At 69.3% G+C, this 12,866-nt stretch carries 14 protein-coding genes; 10 read left to right on the forward strand and 4 right to left on the reverse strand.

Annotation, left to right across the window (positions count from 1 at the left end; translation table 11 throughout):
* The first annotated feature begins 6 nt into the window (after nt 1-6).
* Both HNQ05_RS06010 and HNQ05_RS06015 read left to right on the forward strand, forming a co-directional pair.
* On the forward strand, nt 7-765 hold the full coding sequence (locus HNQ05_RS06010; RefSeq protein ID WP_147146939.1) for a GntR family transcriptional regulator: 759 nt from the start codon (nt 7-9) through the stop codon (nt 763-765).
* Nucleotides 762-1,841, forward strand: coding sequence for an anhydro-N-acetylmuramic acid kinase (locus HNQ05_RS06015; protein ID WP_147146940.1), 1,080 nt, complete (start codon nt 762-764; stop codon nt 1,839-1,841). Before HNQ05_RS06010 ends, HNQ05_RS06015 begins: the two co-directional genes overlap by 4 nt.
* On the opposite strand, the gene HNQ05_RS06020 is transcribed toward HNQ05_RS06015, so the two are convergent.
* A complete protein-coding gene (locus tag HNQ05_RS06020; protein ID WP_147146942.1) occupies nt 1,842-2,300 on the reverse strand; it encodes a helix-turn-helix domain-containing protein in 459 nt (152 codons plus the stop codon). It lies immediately after the preceding gene.
* A gap of 84 nt (nt 2,301-2,384) precedes the next feature.
* On the opposite strand from HNQ05_RS06020, the gene cobT reads away from it, so the two are divergent.
* The 8 genes from cobT to HNQ05_RS06060 all read left to right on the forward strand — a co-directional run bounded on the left by cobT (nt 2,385) and on the right by HNQ05_RS06060 (nt 8,576).
* Nucleotides 2,385-3,434, forward strand: coding sequence for a nicotinate-nucleotide--dimethylbenzimidazole phosphoribosyltransferase (gene cobT, locus HNQ05_RS06025; protein ID WP_147146944.1), 1,050 nt, complete (start codon nt 2,385-2,387; stop codon nt 3,432-3,434).
* Between the two features lie 17 nt (nt 3,435-3,451).
* Nucleotides 3,452-4,180 (forward strand): adenosylcobinamide-GDP ribazoletransferase, encoded by a 729-nt coding sequence (locus HNQ05_RS06030; protein WP_147146946.1) that lies wholly within the window; start codon nt 3,452-3,454, stop codon nt 4,178-4,180.
* A 67-nt stretch (nt 4,181-4,247) separates the two neighbouring features.
* Nucleotides 4,248-5,558, forward strand: a complete 1,311-nt coding sequence (locus HNQ05_RS06035) for an ABC transporter substrate-binding protein (protein WP_147146948.1) — start codon at nt 4,248-4,250, stop codon at nt 5,556-5,558.
* 78 nt (nt 5,559-5,636) lie between these two features.
* Nucleotides 5,637-6,527: a carbohydrate ABC transporter permease gene (locus HNQ05_RS06040; protein WP_147146950.1), complete on the forward strand. Its 891-nt coding sequence runs from the start codon at nt 5,637-5,639 to the stop codon at nt 6,525-6,527.
* Nucleotide 6,528: 1 nt separating this feature from the next.
* A complete protein-coding gene (locus tag HNQ05_RS06045) occupies nt 6,529-7,353 on the forward strand; it encodes a carbohydrate ABC transporter permease (RefSeq protein WP_147146952.1) in 825 nt (274 codons plus the stop codon).
* A gap of 1 nt (nt 7,354) precedes the next feature.
* Nucleotides 7,355-8,050 carry a glycerophosphodiester phosphodiesterase gene (locus tag HNQ05_RS06050; RefSeq protein ID WP_147146954.1) on the forward strand — a complete coding sequence of 232 codons (696 nt, stop codon included), beginning with the start codon at nt 7,355-7,357 and terminating at the stop codon, nt 8,048-8,050.
* Between the two features lie 68 nt (nt 8,051-8,118).
* Nucleotides 8,119-8,373, forward strand: a complete 255-nt coding sequence (locus HNQ05_RS06055) for a hypothetical protein (protein WP_147146956.1) — start codon at nt 8,119-8,121, stop codon at nt 8,371-8,373.
* On the forward strand, nt 8,370-8,576 hold the full coding sequence (locus HNQ05_RS06060) for a hypothetical protein (RefSeq protein WP_147146958.1): 207 nt from the start codon (nt 8,370-8,372) through the stop codon (nt 8,574-8,576). The genes HNQ05_RS06055 and HNQ05_RS06060 overlap by 4 nt, the downstream gene beginning before the upstream one ends.
* A 148-nt stretch (nt 8,577-8,724) precedes the next feature.
* Here the strand turns inward: HNQ05_RS06060 and HNQ05_RS06065 are convergent, their stop codons facing one another.
* The 3 genes from HNQ05_RS06065 to HNQ05_RS06075 all read right to left on the reverse strand — a co-directional run bounded on the left by HNQ05_RS06065 (nt 8,725) and on the right by HNQ05_RS06075 (nt 12,800).
* Nucleotides 8,725-9,573, reverse strand: coding sequence for a type 1 glutamine amidotransferase (locus tag HNQ05_RS06065; RefSeq protein ID WP_147146960.1), 849 nt, complete (start codon nt 9,571-9,573; stop codon nt 8,725-8,727).
* A complete protein-coding gene (locus HNQ05_RS06070) occupies nt 9,570-10,406 on the reverse strand; it encodes a glycerophosphodiester phosphodiesterase (RefSeq protein WP_183677656.1) in 837 nt (278 codons plus the stop codon). Before HNQ05_RS06070 ends, HNQ05_RS06065 begins: the two co-directional genes overlap by 4 nt.
* 921 nt (nt 10,407-11,327) lie before the next feature.
* Entirely contained in the window at nt 11,328-12,800 is a 1,473-nt protein-coding gene (locus tag HNQ05_RS06075) for a glycoside hydrolase family 3 protein (protein WP_147146965.1), read from the reverse strand.
* Nucleotides 12,801-12,866 lie beyond the last annotated feature (66 nt).

The raw sequence follows: 12,866 nt of genomic DNA on the forward strand, positions 1-12,866 counted from the left end.
GGGACCATGCCAGGCCCCAAACCCAACCACGAGATCTGGTCGCGCCTGCAGCTCGACGACGGGGGCGGACTGCCGCTCTACCAGCAGCTGCGGGAGCACGTGTTGCGGATGATCCGTTCCGGTCAGCTCGAGCCCGGCGGCGCGCTGCCGGCCGAGCGCCTGCTTTCCGAGCTGCTGGGTGTTTCGCGCTTGACCGTACGCAAGGCCTTCGACAGCCTGGTGGCCGAGGGGGTGCTGGTGCGCCGGCAGGGCTCGGGTACCTTCGTGGCGCGCCGCTTCGAGCAGCCGCTCTCGTTTCTCAGCGGCTTCAGCCAGGACATGCGCGCCCGCGGCATGGAGCCGGGTTCGCGCCAGGTGCGCCGGGTGCTGGGCCAGGCCACGCCGGAGGAGGCGCTCGCCCTCTCGCTCTCGCCCGGGGCCTCGGTGGCGCGGATCACCCGCGTGCGCACCGCCGACGGTCTGCCCATGGCCATCGAGTCGGCGGTGTTGCCGGCCGAGTTCGTTCCCGATCCCGAGGCCGTGGGCGACTCGCTCTACGCCTACCTGAAGGCGCGCGGCCTGCGGCCGGTGCGGGCGCTGCAGCGGCTGCGCGCGGTCGCCGCGCCCGAAGAGGAGGCGCGGCTCTTGGGGCTCGCCCCCGGCGACCCGGTGCTCTACATCCAGCGCGTCAGCTTCCTCTCCGGAGGCCGGCCGCTCGAGTTTACCCGCAGCCACTACCGCGGCGACCGCTACGACTTCGTCGCCGAGCTTCGGTCCGAACCGTGATCGTTCTGGGCCTCATGAGCGGTACCAGCGCCGACGGCGCGGACCTGGTGCTGGCACGGCTGGAGGGACGGCCCCCGGAGCTGGTCTACGAAGTGCTGGAGCGCCGGCACGCCGACTACCCCGAGGGCCTCTTCGCCCGGGTGCGCCAGGCGCAGCAAAACCGCGTGCTGGGGCCGCGCGACCTCGCGCACCTGCACCACGACCTCGGCCGCTTCTACGCCGAGGCGGCCGCGCCCTTCCGGGGGCGCGTCGAGCTGGCCGCGCTCGCGGGGCAGACCGTCTGGCACGAGCCTCCCGGGGTCACCTGGCAGCTGGGCGAGCCCAGCTGGCTCGCCGAGGCGCTGGGGGTGCCGGTCGTCCACGACTTCCGCCCCGCCGACCTGGCCGCCGGCGGCGAAGGGGCGCCGCTCGTGCCCTACCCCGACCTGCTTCTCTACGGCGAGGAGGGGGTGCGCCGCAGCATCCACAACCTGGGGGGCATCTCCAACCTCACCTACCTGCCCGGCCGCGACGCCGCGGGGGTGCTCGCCTTCGACACCGGCCCCGGCAACTGCCTGATCGACGAGGCGGCGGCGCGCATGGGCGAACGTTACGACGAGGGCGGCCGCATCGCCGCCGAGGGGCGGGTGGACGAGGCGTTGGTGGAGGTCTGGCTGAACCACGCCTACCTGCGCCGGCCCCCGCCCAAGTCGACCGGGCGCGAGGTCTGGCGGCTCGAGCGGCTGGCCTTCGCCGAGCGGCTCGCGGACGCCGACCTGGTGGCCACGGTCACCGCCTTCACCGTGCGCACCATCGTGAACTCCTACCGCGACTTCGTCCTTCCCCGGGGCCTCGACGAGGTCTGGGTGGCCGGGGGCGGCGCGAAGAACCGCACCCTGATGGCGGGTCTGCGCGCGGGGCTGCCGGTGCCCGTGCGCAGCTTCGAGGAGCTGGGACTCGACCCCCTGGCCCGCGAGGCGCTGGCCTTCGCGGTGCTGGGTTACCTGCGCTTCTTGAACCTGCCCAACGTGCTGCCCCACACCACCGGCGCCCGCCGCGCCGCGGTGGCGGGGCGGGTGACGCGGCCGTCGGTCTAGCTACTCCTTCCAGCCGCCGAAGAAGACGGTGACCAGCGGACCCGTTTCCGGCTCTTCCTCCGCCGATACCTCGGCGATGCGTTCGCGCAGCTGCTGGATCAGGTCGAAGACCTCACGCGCCCGCTCCTCGGTGGTGCGGAAGAAGACCGCGCTCATCGTGCCCTCGGCCTTGCCCCGGGCGATTTTGTCCATGCCGGTCTTGAGGTGCTCCAGCAGGTGCTTGGCGGTATCCGCCGTCGCGTTCGCGGAGCGGCCGGTCGCCTTGTAGACCTTGTGCTCGCCCCTCTGCCCCACGACCTGGATCAGGCCGTGGCGCTCGAGGCGGTTCAGGTCGCGCACGATGCGGGCCAGGGCGCGTCCCGTGGCGTCGGCGAGCGCGGGGGCGGTGAACTCGCCCTCGGTCAGCTTGTGCAGCACTTCAAGGGCGCCGGTGTCCAAGAAGACTTCGTTTCCTGCCATGGCCGTCCTCCTCGTTTCCCGGTTTCTTGCAGCGAGTATAAACCAATTGAGCGCCGGAGGGGGGCGTGGCGGTATCTTGGAGCCATGAGCCACCTACTCCCCGTCGACCAAGCCTTCCTCGAACGTGCCCGCGCCCGCCAGCTCCGCCTCACCAAGCCCCCCGGTTCGCTCGGGCGGCTCGAAGAGGCGGGGGTCCGCCTCGCGGCGATCCAGCGCAGCGAAAAGCCGCGGCTGGGACCGGGTGCGGTGGTGGTCGCCGCCGCCGACCACGGGGTGACGGCCGAGGGCGTCTCGGCCTACCCCGCCGAGGTGACCCCGCAGATGGTGCAGAACTTCCTGGCCGGCGGCGCGGCCGTCAACCAGATCGCCCGCGTGGCCGGGGCCGAGGTCTACGTCCTCGACGTGGGCGTGCGCGGCCCCGAGTTTCCGGCCCACGAACGCCTGATACCGGCACGGGTGCGCTCGGGCACCGGCAACCTTGTCCGCGAACCGGCGATGCGCCCCGCCGAAGCGCTGGCGGCGCTGCAGGCGGGGGAGAACGCCGCCCGCAGAGCGGTCAGCGAAGGGGCCACCCTGCTCGCCGCCGGCGACATGGGCATCGGCAACACTACCGCCGCCGCGGCGCTCACCGCCGCCTTGCTGGGTTTGCTGGCGGCCGAGGTGACGGGCCGGGGCACCGGGGTGGACGACGCGGCTTACGCCCGCAAGGTGCAGGTCGTGGAACGGGCGCTCGAGCGCGCCCGGGGCGAGCTGGGCGATCTCGAGCGCGCCGACCCGCTGGAGGTGGCCGCCCAGCTCGGCGGCCTCGAGATCGTCGCCGCCGCGGGCGTCTTCCTGGCCGGAGCCGCGGCGGGTCTGCCCGTCGTCGCCGACGGCTTCCCCGTCACCGCCGGGGCGCTGCTCGCCGCCCGGCTCGAACCCAACCTGAGCGGCTACCTCTTCGCCGGCCACCGCTCGCTCGAGCCGGGGCACACGCGGCAGTTGGAGGCGCTGGGGCTCGAGCCCCTGCTCGATCTGAACCTGCGCCTGGGCGAGGGCACCGGCGCGGTCCTCGCCTTCCCGGTGCTGCGGGCCGCCGCCGCGGTGCTCGGGGGCATGGCCACCTTCGACGAGGCCGGGGTGAGCGAGGGCTAGGTCGGTATCGTGGGGTGATGAAACGCCTGCGGCCCTTCTGGTTCGCCCTGGGTTTCCTGACCACGCTGCCGATCCCGCGCACGGGAAACGCAACGGCGGAGGAACTGCGCCGCTCCGTCTTCTGGTATCCGCTCGTCGGCTGGGTCGTGGGCGGGGTGCTCGTGGTCGTGGCCGCGCTGGCCGGGGCGTGGCCCCCCGGGGTGGAGGCGGCTGTGGTGCTGGCCGCGTGGCTCGCGGTCACGGGGATGCTCCACCTCGACGGCCTGCTCGACAGCGCCGACGCGCTGCTCGCGCCCCGCCCGCCCGGGGAGCGTTTGAAGATCCTGGCGGACGTGCACCACGGCAGCTTTGCGCTGGGCGTGGGCGCGGTCTTCCTGATCCTCAAGTGGCAGGCGATCGCCGCCGGCCCGGGGCTCGGGGCGCTGGCGCTGGCCCCGGTGGCCGCGCGCGCCTGGATCCTGCCGCTGCTCGGCTTGTTCCGCCCGGCCCGCCCCGGAGGCCTGGGCGCGGGCGTCCGCGGCGGGGCGTGGGGTTGGGGGCTCCTCTTCGCCGCGCCCCTCGCGCTGCTGGCCCCCGGGCCGGCCGTGGTCGCCGGTGCGTGGGCGTTGGGCTTCGCGCTGTGGGCCTCCCGCCGTCTGGGCGGCGGGCTCACGGGCGACGTCTACGGGGCTGCGGTCGAGACCACCGAGCTGGTCTTCCTCCTCGCTGTTCTGTTCTGGAAGGCGCCGGGACCGACGCCCGGATGACGCAGGGGCTTTATGTTTGCCTTCGGGACGCGGTATACTGAGTCTCGCAAGAAAAGGAGGTAGCATTATGAAGCGATTAGCAACGGTAGTCGGTCTCTCGGCGCTCCTCGGTTTTGCCTTTGCGGCCGAAAAGGTGCAGATCACCTTCTGGCACGCTTTCGGTGGCGGGCGTACGGCCTTCATCCAGCGCGCCGTCGAGGACTTCAACTACACCCACCCCGGCATTGAGGTCAAAGTCGAATACAAGGGCAGCTACCGCGACACGCTGAACGCGGCCATTCTGGCGGCCAAGCAGGGCAACGCGCCGCACATCGTCCAGATCTTCGAGGTCGGCAGCCAGCTGGCGCTCGACTCGGGCATCTTCGTTCCCATCGAGAACTACGTTCCCGCCGACCTGAAGTTCCAGCTCGACGACTACATCAAGCCGGTGGCGAACTACTACCGCATCGGCGGTAAGTTCAACTCGATCCCCTGGAACTCCTCGAACCCGATCCTTTACTACAACAAGGACATCTTCAAGAAGGCCGGGCTCGACCCCGAGAACCCGCCCAAGACCTTCAACGAAGTGGCCCAGGCGTGTGAGAAGATCATCGCCAGCAAGGCCGCGCCCAAGTGCATCACCTGGCCGCTGCACTCGTGGTTCGTCGAACAGTGGGTCGCCGAGCAGGGCGCGCTGCTCGCCAACAACGAGAACGGCCGCGCCGCCCGCGCCACCGACGTCTTCATCGACTCCGAGGCGATGAAGCGGATCATGAAGTGGTGGAAGGGCCTCTACGACAAGGGCTACTACACCTACACTGGCAAGCCCGAGGACTGGGACGGCGCCAACCAGCTCTTCGTCAGCCAGCAGGCGGCCATGGAGATCACCTCGACCTCCGACGTGACCTTCATGCAGAACGCCTCCTTCGAGAACGGCTTCGAACTGGGCACCGGCTTCCTCCCCGTTCCCGACGGCGTCGAGCGCAACGGTACCGTCGTCGGCGGCGCCTCGCTGTGGCTGACCAAGGGGCACCCGCAGGAGGAGCAGGAAGCGGCCCTCACCTTCCTGCTGTGGTTCACCAACACCGAGAACATGGTGCGCTGGCACAAGGGCACGGGTTACTTCCCGGTGCTGAACACCTCGGTGAAGGTGCTCGAATGGCAGAACTGGTTCGAGCGCAACCCCGCCTACCGCGCGGCGTTCGACCAGCTGCTGCAGTCGAAGGCCAACCGCGCCACCCAGGGCGCGCTGATCGGTCCCTTCCCCGAGATCCGCACGATCATCGAGAACATGGTCCAGGAGATCTTCCAGGGTAAGGACCTCGCCAAGGCCCTTTCCGAGGCCGACGCGCAGGCCGACCAGGCGCTCAAGCGCTACAACGCATCGGTCAAGAAGTAAGCCCGCCCGAGGCCCGGCACCGCTGAGGTGCCGGGCCTCCCCCTTCTTTTTCGAGGCCACAACAGGGAAAATACCAACATGGACACGCACGCCGCCTACAAAAGCCGCTGGTTGCCCTGGGTTCTGCTGCTTCCCTCCTTCGTCATCCTGATCCTCTTCCTCTACTACCCCACCATCGAGACCTTCGTGCTGTCGCTCTACCAGGTGGCGTTTTTAGGGCTTTCCAAGAGTTTTGTCGGAATCGAAAACTACAAGATCCTGTTCAGCGACCCCGAGTACCTGCAGATCTTCAAGAACACGGTGATCTTCGCCTTCTTCGTCGTCATCTTCTCGATGGCGGTGGGGCTCGCGCTCAGCATCCTGGCCAACCAGAAGGTTTCCGGCTGGCGCATCTACCGGCTGCTCCTCATCTGGCCCTACGCGCTCAGCCCCGCCGTTGCGGGCGTGATCTTCCTCTTCATGTTCAACCCCCAGTCGGGGATCGTGAACTACCTGCTCACGATTACGCTCGGCATCGCCCCCGACTGGCTCACCAACCCCACGCTGGCCATGGGGCTGTTGGTCTTCGTGGCGGTGTGGAAGAACGTGGGGTACAACGTCGTCTTTTACATCGCGGGCCTGCAGAACCTGCCCGGCGAGGTGCTCGAGGCCGCACTGATCGACGGGGCCACCCCCTGGCAGCGCTTCTGGCGGGTGACCTTCCCGCTGCTCAGTCCCATGACCTTCTTCCTGCTCATCATCAACACCATCTACGCCTTCTTCGAGGCCTTCCCCTTCGTCGACCTGCTCACCAAGGGCGGCCCCAGCAACGCGACGAACATCCTGATCTTCAACATCTACCGCGACGGCTTCGAGTACTACAAGACCGGCATGGCGGCGGCGCAGTCGGTGATCCTCTTCATCGCCGTCGTCTTCCTGACCATCCTTCAGTTCCGCGTCGGCGAGGGCCGGGTCCACTACGGAGGCTAACGTGAAGCGCAAACGCCTGAGCAACCTCATCGTTCACGTGCTGCTGATCCTCTCGGTGCTGGTGGTGGCGGCGCCCATTCTGCTGGCGTTCATCTTCTCGACCCAGACTCCGGCGCAGATCTTCAGCTATCCGCCCCGCTTCACCTTCGGCACCGCGATGCTCGAGAACTACTCGATCGCCTGGAACCAGTTCCACCTGGGCGTTTACATGAAGAACTCCTTCTACATCGCCATCGCCGTGACCGTCGGGAAGACGATCATCTCGTTCATGGCGGCGCTCGCCCTGGTCTACTTCCGTTTCCCGCTCAAGGGGGCCGTCTTCACCTTCATTTTGCTCACCCTGATGATGCCCACCGAAATCATGATCGTCGCGCTCTTCGACCTGGTTACCAAGCTGGGTTGGTCCAACTCCTACGCGGCGCTGATCGTGCCCTTCCTGGCTTCGGCCACGGGTACCTTCCTCTTCCGCCAGCAGTTCCTGCAGATCCCCACCAGCCTGGTCGACGCCGCTAAGATCGACGGCGCGGGGCCACTGCGGTTCGCCTGGGCCATCCTGCTGCCCATGTCGCTCAATGTGGTGGCGGCGATGGCCGTGATCCAGTTCGTCTACATGTGGAACCAGTACCTCTGGCCGCTGATCATCATCCGCGAGGGTGACCGCCAGGTGGTCCAGGTGGGTCTGCGCATGATGACCAGCGGGCAGGACGCCACCAACTGGGGCATCGTCATGGCGGGGGCGATCATCGCCCTGCTGCCGGCCCTGGTCGTCTTCCTGCTGCTCCAGGAGCAGTTCAGCCGCGGCTTCGCGCTCAGCCAGGAAAAGTAGCATGCCGACGCTGCCCTTCGCGAACCGCAAGCGCCCCGTACTGCTGGGGCACCGCGGGCTGCCGACGCTCGCCGACGGCAACACCCGCGCCGCCTTCCTGGCGGCAGTAGAGGCGGGGCTCGACGGGATCGAGACCGACGTGCAGCGCACCAGGGACGGGGTGCTGGTCATCCACCACGACTTCGTCGTGGGCCTGCGGCTGATCTCGGACATGACCTACGCCGAGCTGATGGAGCAGCGCCCGGAGATGATGACCCTCGAGCAGCTCTTCGAACTGCTCGAGCCCTACCCCGACTTCCTCCTCAACCTGGAGCTCAAGAGCATTCCCGGGCTCGAAGACGGGCGTGCTCACGAGCTCGCCGATGCGGTGGCCGCGTGGCCGGGGCACGGGCGCGTCTGGATTTCCTCCTACGACCCCGCAGCCCTTTTCAAGGTGCGCGAACACCGTCCGGAGATCCCCCTGGGCTACCTCTTCCGTGTCTACGACACCGGCCGTATGGCCGAGCTGCTGGGGATCGAAGCCGTGCACCCCCAGTGGCAGCTCGTCACCGCCGCCCGGGTGGCCCGCTGGCACAAGAAGGGCATGGGTGTGGCCACCTGGACCGTGAACGACGCCCAGGCGGCGCGCGAGCTGGCCCGCCTGGGCGTGGACGTGCTCATGGGCGACGACGCCGAGGTCCTCAAACAGGCGCGTTAGCCAGCCTTGCCGCTGCGCTCGCCAGAAAGCGCGCTCTTGGTTTATCCTTGTTCCAAGGAGGAACACGTATGGAACTGGATGCGGCGGTTTGGTTCACCGCTCCGGTCGTGGTCTCCGGATGGGTGCTCGGGCTGGCCCTGCTTGCGGGGCTACTCTTCGCGCTGTTGCGGTTCGTCGTGGCCGCGGCCCTGCGCCAGGTCCTGGAACAGGAGCTTGCGCGCTTCGCGCAAACCCCGGCGCGGACCGGGCCGGATAGCAAGGCCAGCGAGCCGGGGGCCGCAGCCGCGGAGGCGGCGCGGAATTCGAGGGGGGAAGGAACATGAACATAGGTCTCGGTGAGCTGTGGATCGTTCTCGCGGTGTGGGCGCTCTTGATCTGGGCTTTCTACGCGCTCGTCAAGTTGGCCGTTCGGGCTGCGCTCGAGCAGTTCCTGGCGGCCCACCGCGACGAACTTGCGGAGCTCGTCCGCGAGGCGGCGGCGCCGCCCGCGCCCAAAGGGCGGGCGGACGAAGGCGAAGGGGGGTGATCCGGTGTTCCTTCTGGCCATCTTGCTCGTAAACGCCGCCTTTACCTACGTGGTGGTACGTACCGTAGTGAAGCAGCTGTTGGACGAGGAGCGCGCCCACTGGATAGGGCAGTTGCGCCAAGCCTGCTCCGAGCGCGGCGAGGTCTGATCAGGCCGAAGGCCGCACCAGGTGCTCGAGCCAGTTGGCGAACTCGAGCTGGCGCACGTGGTCGTCGAGCAACGTCTCGTCCACGCCCAGCTTGCGGCGCAGCGCCTCGTCGCCCGGGTTCTTGAACAGCGCCTTCATCTCCTCGGCGTAGCGCAGCACGTCCTCCTCTTTCTCGAAGAAGCCCTCCTTGACCAGCGCCCCGGCGCGGGCCGCGATCAGGCGGGCGTTCTCCCAGAGGTCGAACTCGGGGTGGTACTGGGTGGCCCAGTAGGCGCCGTTTTCGTGCTCCACGGCCAGCGCCTGCACGCGGGTGTGCTCGCCGGTGGCGAGCAGCTCGGCGGTGGGGGGTAGCTCGGTCACGTGGTCGAGGTGCATCTCGATGCCCTGGAAGGCGGCGGGCTTGCCCGCGGTGAGCGGGTGTTCGCGGCCGGCGGCGGTCAGCTCGATGCGCGGCGCGAAGCCCCACTCGCGGCCTTTCGGGTTCTTCTCGACCCTGCCCCCGGCGGCCACCGCCGCCATCTGTGCCCCCCAGCAGCTGCCGAACTGGGGCACGCCGGCCTGGAAGGCGCGGCGTGCGAAGGCGATCTGCCGGGCGACCTTTTCTTCGTGGGTGTGGTAGATGGTCTGGTCCGATCCGGTCCAGATGACCCCGTGGAAGCCGCGCACCTCGTCCAGGCTGAGGAGCGGGTTTTCCAGGTCGGCGATGAAGAAGACCTGCGAGGTCGAACCGGGCGCGTAACGGTCGAGCAGGCGCCGGTAGAGGTCGTGCGGGTGGGCCACGTCGGAGCGGTCGAAGTTTTCCCGGCTAGCGCGCGGATAGCCGTTGACGATCAGGAAGTTCAGGGTCATGGCGTTTCCTTTCCGGCCGCGGCGTGGGCCAGCGGCACCAGGTCCTGCGGGAAGTCGGTGAAGAGGCCGGTCACCCCCGCCTCGATGTAGGCGCGGGCCTCCTCTGCGTCGTTGACGGTGAAGAGGTTGATCCGCCTGCCCGCCGCCACCAGCTCGCGCACCTTCTCGGGCGGCGTCAGCGTGGCGCGGGCGTTGACCGTCTGAAACTCCGCCACCGCGTCCCAGTCGATGGGGCGGTCGCGGTAAAACCCCACCAGCGCCTGCACCTCCACCTCGGGCCGCAGCGCGCGCGCCTCCTCGAGCCAGCGGTGCTCGAACGAGGAGAGCCGCACCTGCTCGGGCGCGATGCCCACCCGGTCCATCACCTCGAAGAAGCGGGGAACGATGGGGAAGTCCTCGAGCGGCGGCGGCAGCCGCTTCAGCTCGATGTTCACCGTCCAGTCGTGGTCGCGGGTAAAGACGAGCGCCTCCTCCACCGTGGGCACCCGGAGGCCCACGTAGGCGGCCTGTTCGGCGGCGCTCACCCGACCGGCCGCGATCTGGCCGAAGGGGTCGTCGCGGTCGAACCAGCTGCCGGCGTCGAGCCGTTCGATTTCGTCAAAGGTGAACTCGGTGAAGGTCCAGGGCGCGCGGTCGGGGAAGACCTCGGCGGCGTTGGTGGTCCGCTTCAGGCTGTCGTCGTGGAAGAGGATGAGCACGCCGTCGGCGGTCACCCCCACGTCGGTCTCCCACAGGTCGGCCCCCACCTCCAGGCCCTTCTGCGCGGCAGCCAGGGTGTTCTCGGGCGCCAGACTGCGGGCGCCGCGGTGCGCGATGACGAGGGTGCGGTTCACGGGAACACGATACCGCAGAGGACGCGGGCAGGCGAGGCGGGCTTGGCCGTCGGCGCTTTCTTTGCCGCTCCGGGCCGGCGGCCGCAGGCCGCGCGACCCGGGACTCGTCGCGGCCGACCACCCGACCTTTTTGCGTCACCCCCGACGAGGTACGAAGCGCCGGGTCTGGGGGGCCCGCGTGGTCGTCGCGAAGCGTAAGCGCGTCAGGTGGTCGTCTTCGCGGTGCATGCCCCAATCGACCCCGCCTATTTTTCGTCATCCCCGACGAGGCGCGAAGCGCCGAGATCGGGGATCTTAAGGTGCCTGCGAGTTTCGAGTGAGCCAACGCGCCGCCTTCGTCAGCGCCGGTGCTTCTAACCGTTGGCTTCCCAGCCGCGCCCGGCAAGATTCCGGCTCTCGGGGGCCGCGTGGCCCCCTCGTCCGGAATGACGGATAACGGCGGTGCGTGGTACGTGGTACGAGGTGCGTGGTGGGTAGGAGTTTGAACGAGGAGCAAGCCCAACGGCAGCGGCCGTAAGTCCACCAACCTTTTCTTCGCTATCCCAGAGTCGCGGAGACCCATGCTTCCGCACCTCTTCATCTCCTGTGCTTGTACTCACACCCCTACCCCCCACGCCCTACACCCACACCCCCATTCCGTCATCCCCGACGAGGCGCGAAGCGCCGAGATCGGGGATCTTGCCGTTGCTGCGAGCTACGAGCGAACCGACGCACCGTCGTCACCCTCCCGTTTTCGAGCGACCGGTGCTGCATCAGTGCTCATTCAGATTCCAGGCCTGCCCCGGACCTGACCCATGATCTCGAGGTTGGTTCGGAGGGGGCCCGAAGGTGGCGCGCCGCCACGGCCGGTACGTTGGGAAGAGGACCCGCCCCGGATGCGTCGCGTGGCTCCGGTCTGCGTCGGGAACGATAGGGAAAACGTCAGGTCGGGCCCAGGGGCGCGGGGAGGCGGCCGCGGGCTTCGACCTCGCCGCGCAGCCAGGCGAGCACCGCCTCGAGCGCCTCCGGGCGAAATCCGTAGCTGAGCAGGGCCGGCGCGGGCACGCGCGCGGCGGCGAAGGGGTTCCACAGGGCCACGTGCAGGTCGGGTCGCCAGTTCCAGGTCTCGTTCGGGTAGAGGCGACGGCTGTTGGAGACGAGCAGGTCGAAGCCGTCGCTCTTGGCGAGGCCCAGACGGGGCACCTCTTCGGGACGTTCCACGAAGACCGGATCCACCGGCCAGTAGTCCGCGAGCAGGCGGGCCAGCGCGGCGCCGCTGGCCCCGGCTTCGGAAACGCCGTCGCCCGGGGGACGGGCCTGGGCCACCACCCGCAGCCGCGCTTTCCGGGGCGGAGGGGTGGCATCGCCCACCGTGGTCAGGCCACGCGTCCAGGCGCGCACGAAAAGCGCCCGGTCTTCCGCCTGCAAAGCTTGTGGGTAGGGGCCGGTGCGTACCGGAAAACGCTCGGCCAGGCGTTCGATGCGTTCGGCGCCGGCCTCCATTTGCCGGCGGTCCAGCTCGCCGCAGTCAAGCGCTTCCTGCACCCGCGCCAGCGTGGCCGCCTGCAACGCCAAGTCGCCCAGCGGCATCACCAGGTCGGCCCCGGCCGCCAGCGAGCGCACCGCCGCCTCGGGCGCGCCCCAGCGGTCGGCTATCGCCCGCATGTTGAGCGCGTCGCTGACGACGACGCCGTCGTAGCCCAGCTCCTGGCGCAATAGGCCGGTGAGGATGCGGCGCGAGAGCGTGGCCGGCAGCTCGCCGTCGAGCTCGGGGTAGACGATGTGGGCGGTCATCAGCGCCGGGACGCGGCCGGCGGCCCGCGCGAAGGGCACCAGCTCGAGCCGTCGCAGCGCGTCCAAGCTCTTGTGGACCACCGGCAGGCCCAGATGCGAGTCCACGGCCGTGTCCCCGTGGCCCGGAAAGTGCTTGCCCGTCGTGGCCACCCCCTGGCGCACGTGCCCCTCGTGCCAGGCCAGCGCCAGCTCGCCGGCGCGCTCCGGGTCCACCCCGAAGGAGCGCTCGGCGATGACGGGGTTCGCCGGGTTGGTGTTCAGGTCGAGGACCGGCGCGAAGTTGAGGTTGAAGCCGTAGGCGGCGAGGCCGCGGGCGGTGGCCGCGCCCACGGCGCGGGCCAGCTCCGGGTCGTCGGCCGCGCCCAGGCTCATCCCCGGCGGCGGGCTGGGCAGGAAGGGCAGCCGCAGCACCGCCCCGCCCTCCTGGTCCACGCTGATGAGCGCTTTGGGCCCCAGCACCTCGAGCAGGTCGGCCACCAGCCGCCTGAGCTGCCGGGGCCCGACGACGTTGTGGCGGAAGAGGATGACCCCGCCCACCCGGTAGCGCCGCCAGAGGGCCGCCAGGTCGGGGGAGAGCTCGGTGCCGGGGAGGCCGGTGATGACGAAGCGTCCGGCGTGCATAGCCTGACTCTACCCCGGCCATGTGGGGGACCTGTGGTGCTGCGCGACCTTCGCCTGACGTAGCGG

The sequence above is a fragment of the Oceanithermus desulfurans genome, assembly GCF_014201675.1.
Classification (GTDB): domain Bacteria; phylum Deinococcota; class Deinococci; order Deinococcales; family Marinithermaceae; genus Oceanithermus; species Oceanithermus desulfurans.

What these genes read in the sequence shown, in the direction of transcription:
- HNQ05_RS06010 (WP_147146939.1), top strand. Translation starts at nt 7, where the DNA reads ATGCCAGGCCCCAAACCCAACCACGAGATCTGGTCGCGCCTGCAGCTC.
- HNQ05_RS06020 (WP_147146942.1), bottom strand. Translation starts at nt 2,300, where the DNA reads ATGGCAGGAAACGAAGTCTTCTTGGACACCGGCGCCCTTGAAGTGCTG.
- cobT (WP_147146944.1), top strand. Translation starts at nt 2,385, where the DNA reads ATGAGCCACCTACTCCCCGTCGACCAAGCCTTCCTCGAACGTGCCCGC.
- HNQ05_RS06030 (WP_147146946.1), top strand. Translation starts at nt 3,452, where the DNA reads ATGAAACGCCTGCGGCCCTTCTGGTTCGCCCTGGGTTTCCTGACCACG.
- HNQ05_RS06035 (WP_147146948.1), top strand. Translation starts at nt 4,248, where the DNA reads ATGAAGCGATTAGCAACGGTAGTCGGTCTCTCGGCGCTCCTCGGTTTT.
- HNQ05_RS06040 (WP_147146950.1), top strand. Translation starts at nt 5,637, where the DNA reads ATGGACACGCACGCCGCCTACAAAAGCCGCTGGTTGCCCTGGGTTCTG.
- HNQ05_RS06050 (WP_147146954.1), top strand. Translation starts at nt 7,355, where the DNA reads ATGCCGACGCTGCCCTTCGCGAACCGCAAGCGCCCCGTACTGCTGGGG.
- HNQ05_RS06055 (WP_147146956.1), top strand. Translation starts at nt 8,119, where the DNA reads ATGGAACTGGATGCGGCGGTTTGGTTCACCGCTCCGGTCGTGGTCTCC.
- HNQ05_RS06060 (WP_147146958.1), top strand. Translation starts at nt 8,370, where the DNA reads ATGAACATAGGTCTCGGTGAGCTGTGGATCGTTCTCGCGGTGTGGGCG.
- HNQ05_RS06065 (WP_147146960.1), bottom strand. Translation starts at nt 9,573, where the DNA reads ATGACCCTGAACTTCCTGATCGTCAACGGCTATCCGCGCGCTAGCCGG.
- HNQ05_RS06075 (WP_147146965.1), bottom strand. Translation starts at nt 12,800, where the DNA reads ATGCACGCCGGACGCTTCGTCATCACCGGCCTCCCCGGCACCGAGCTC.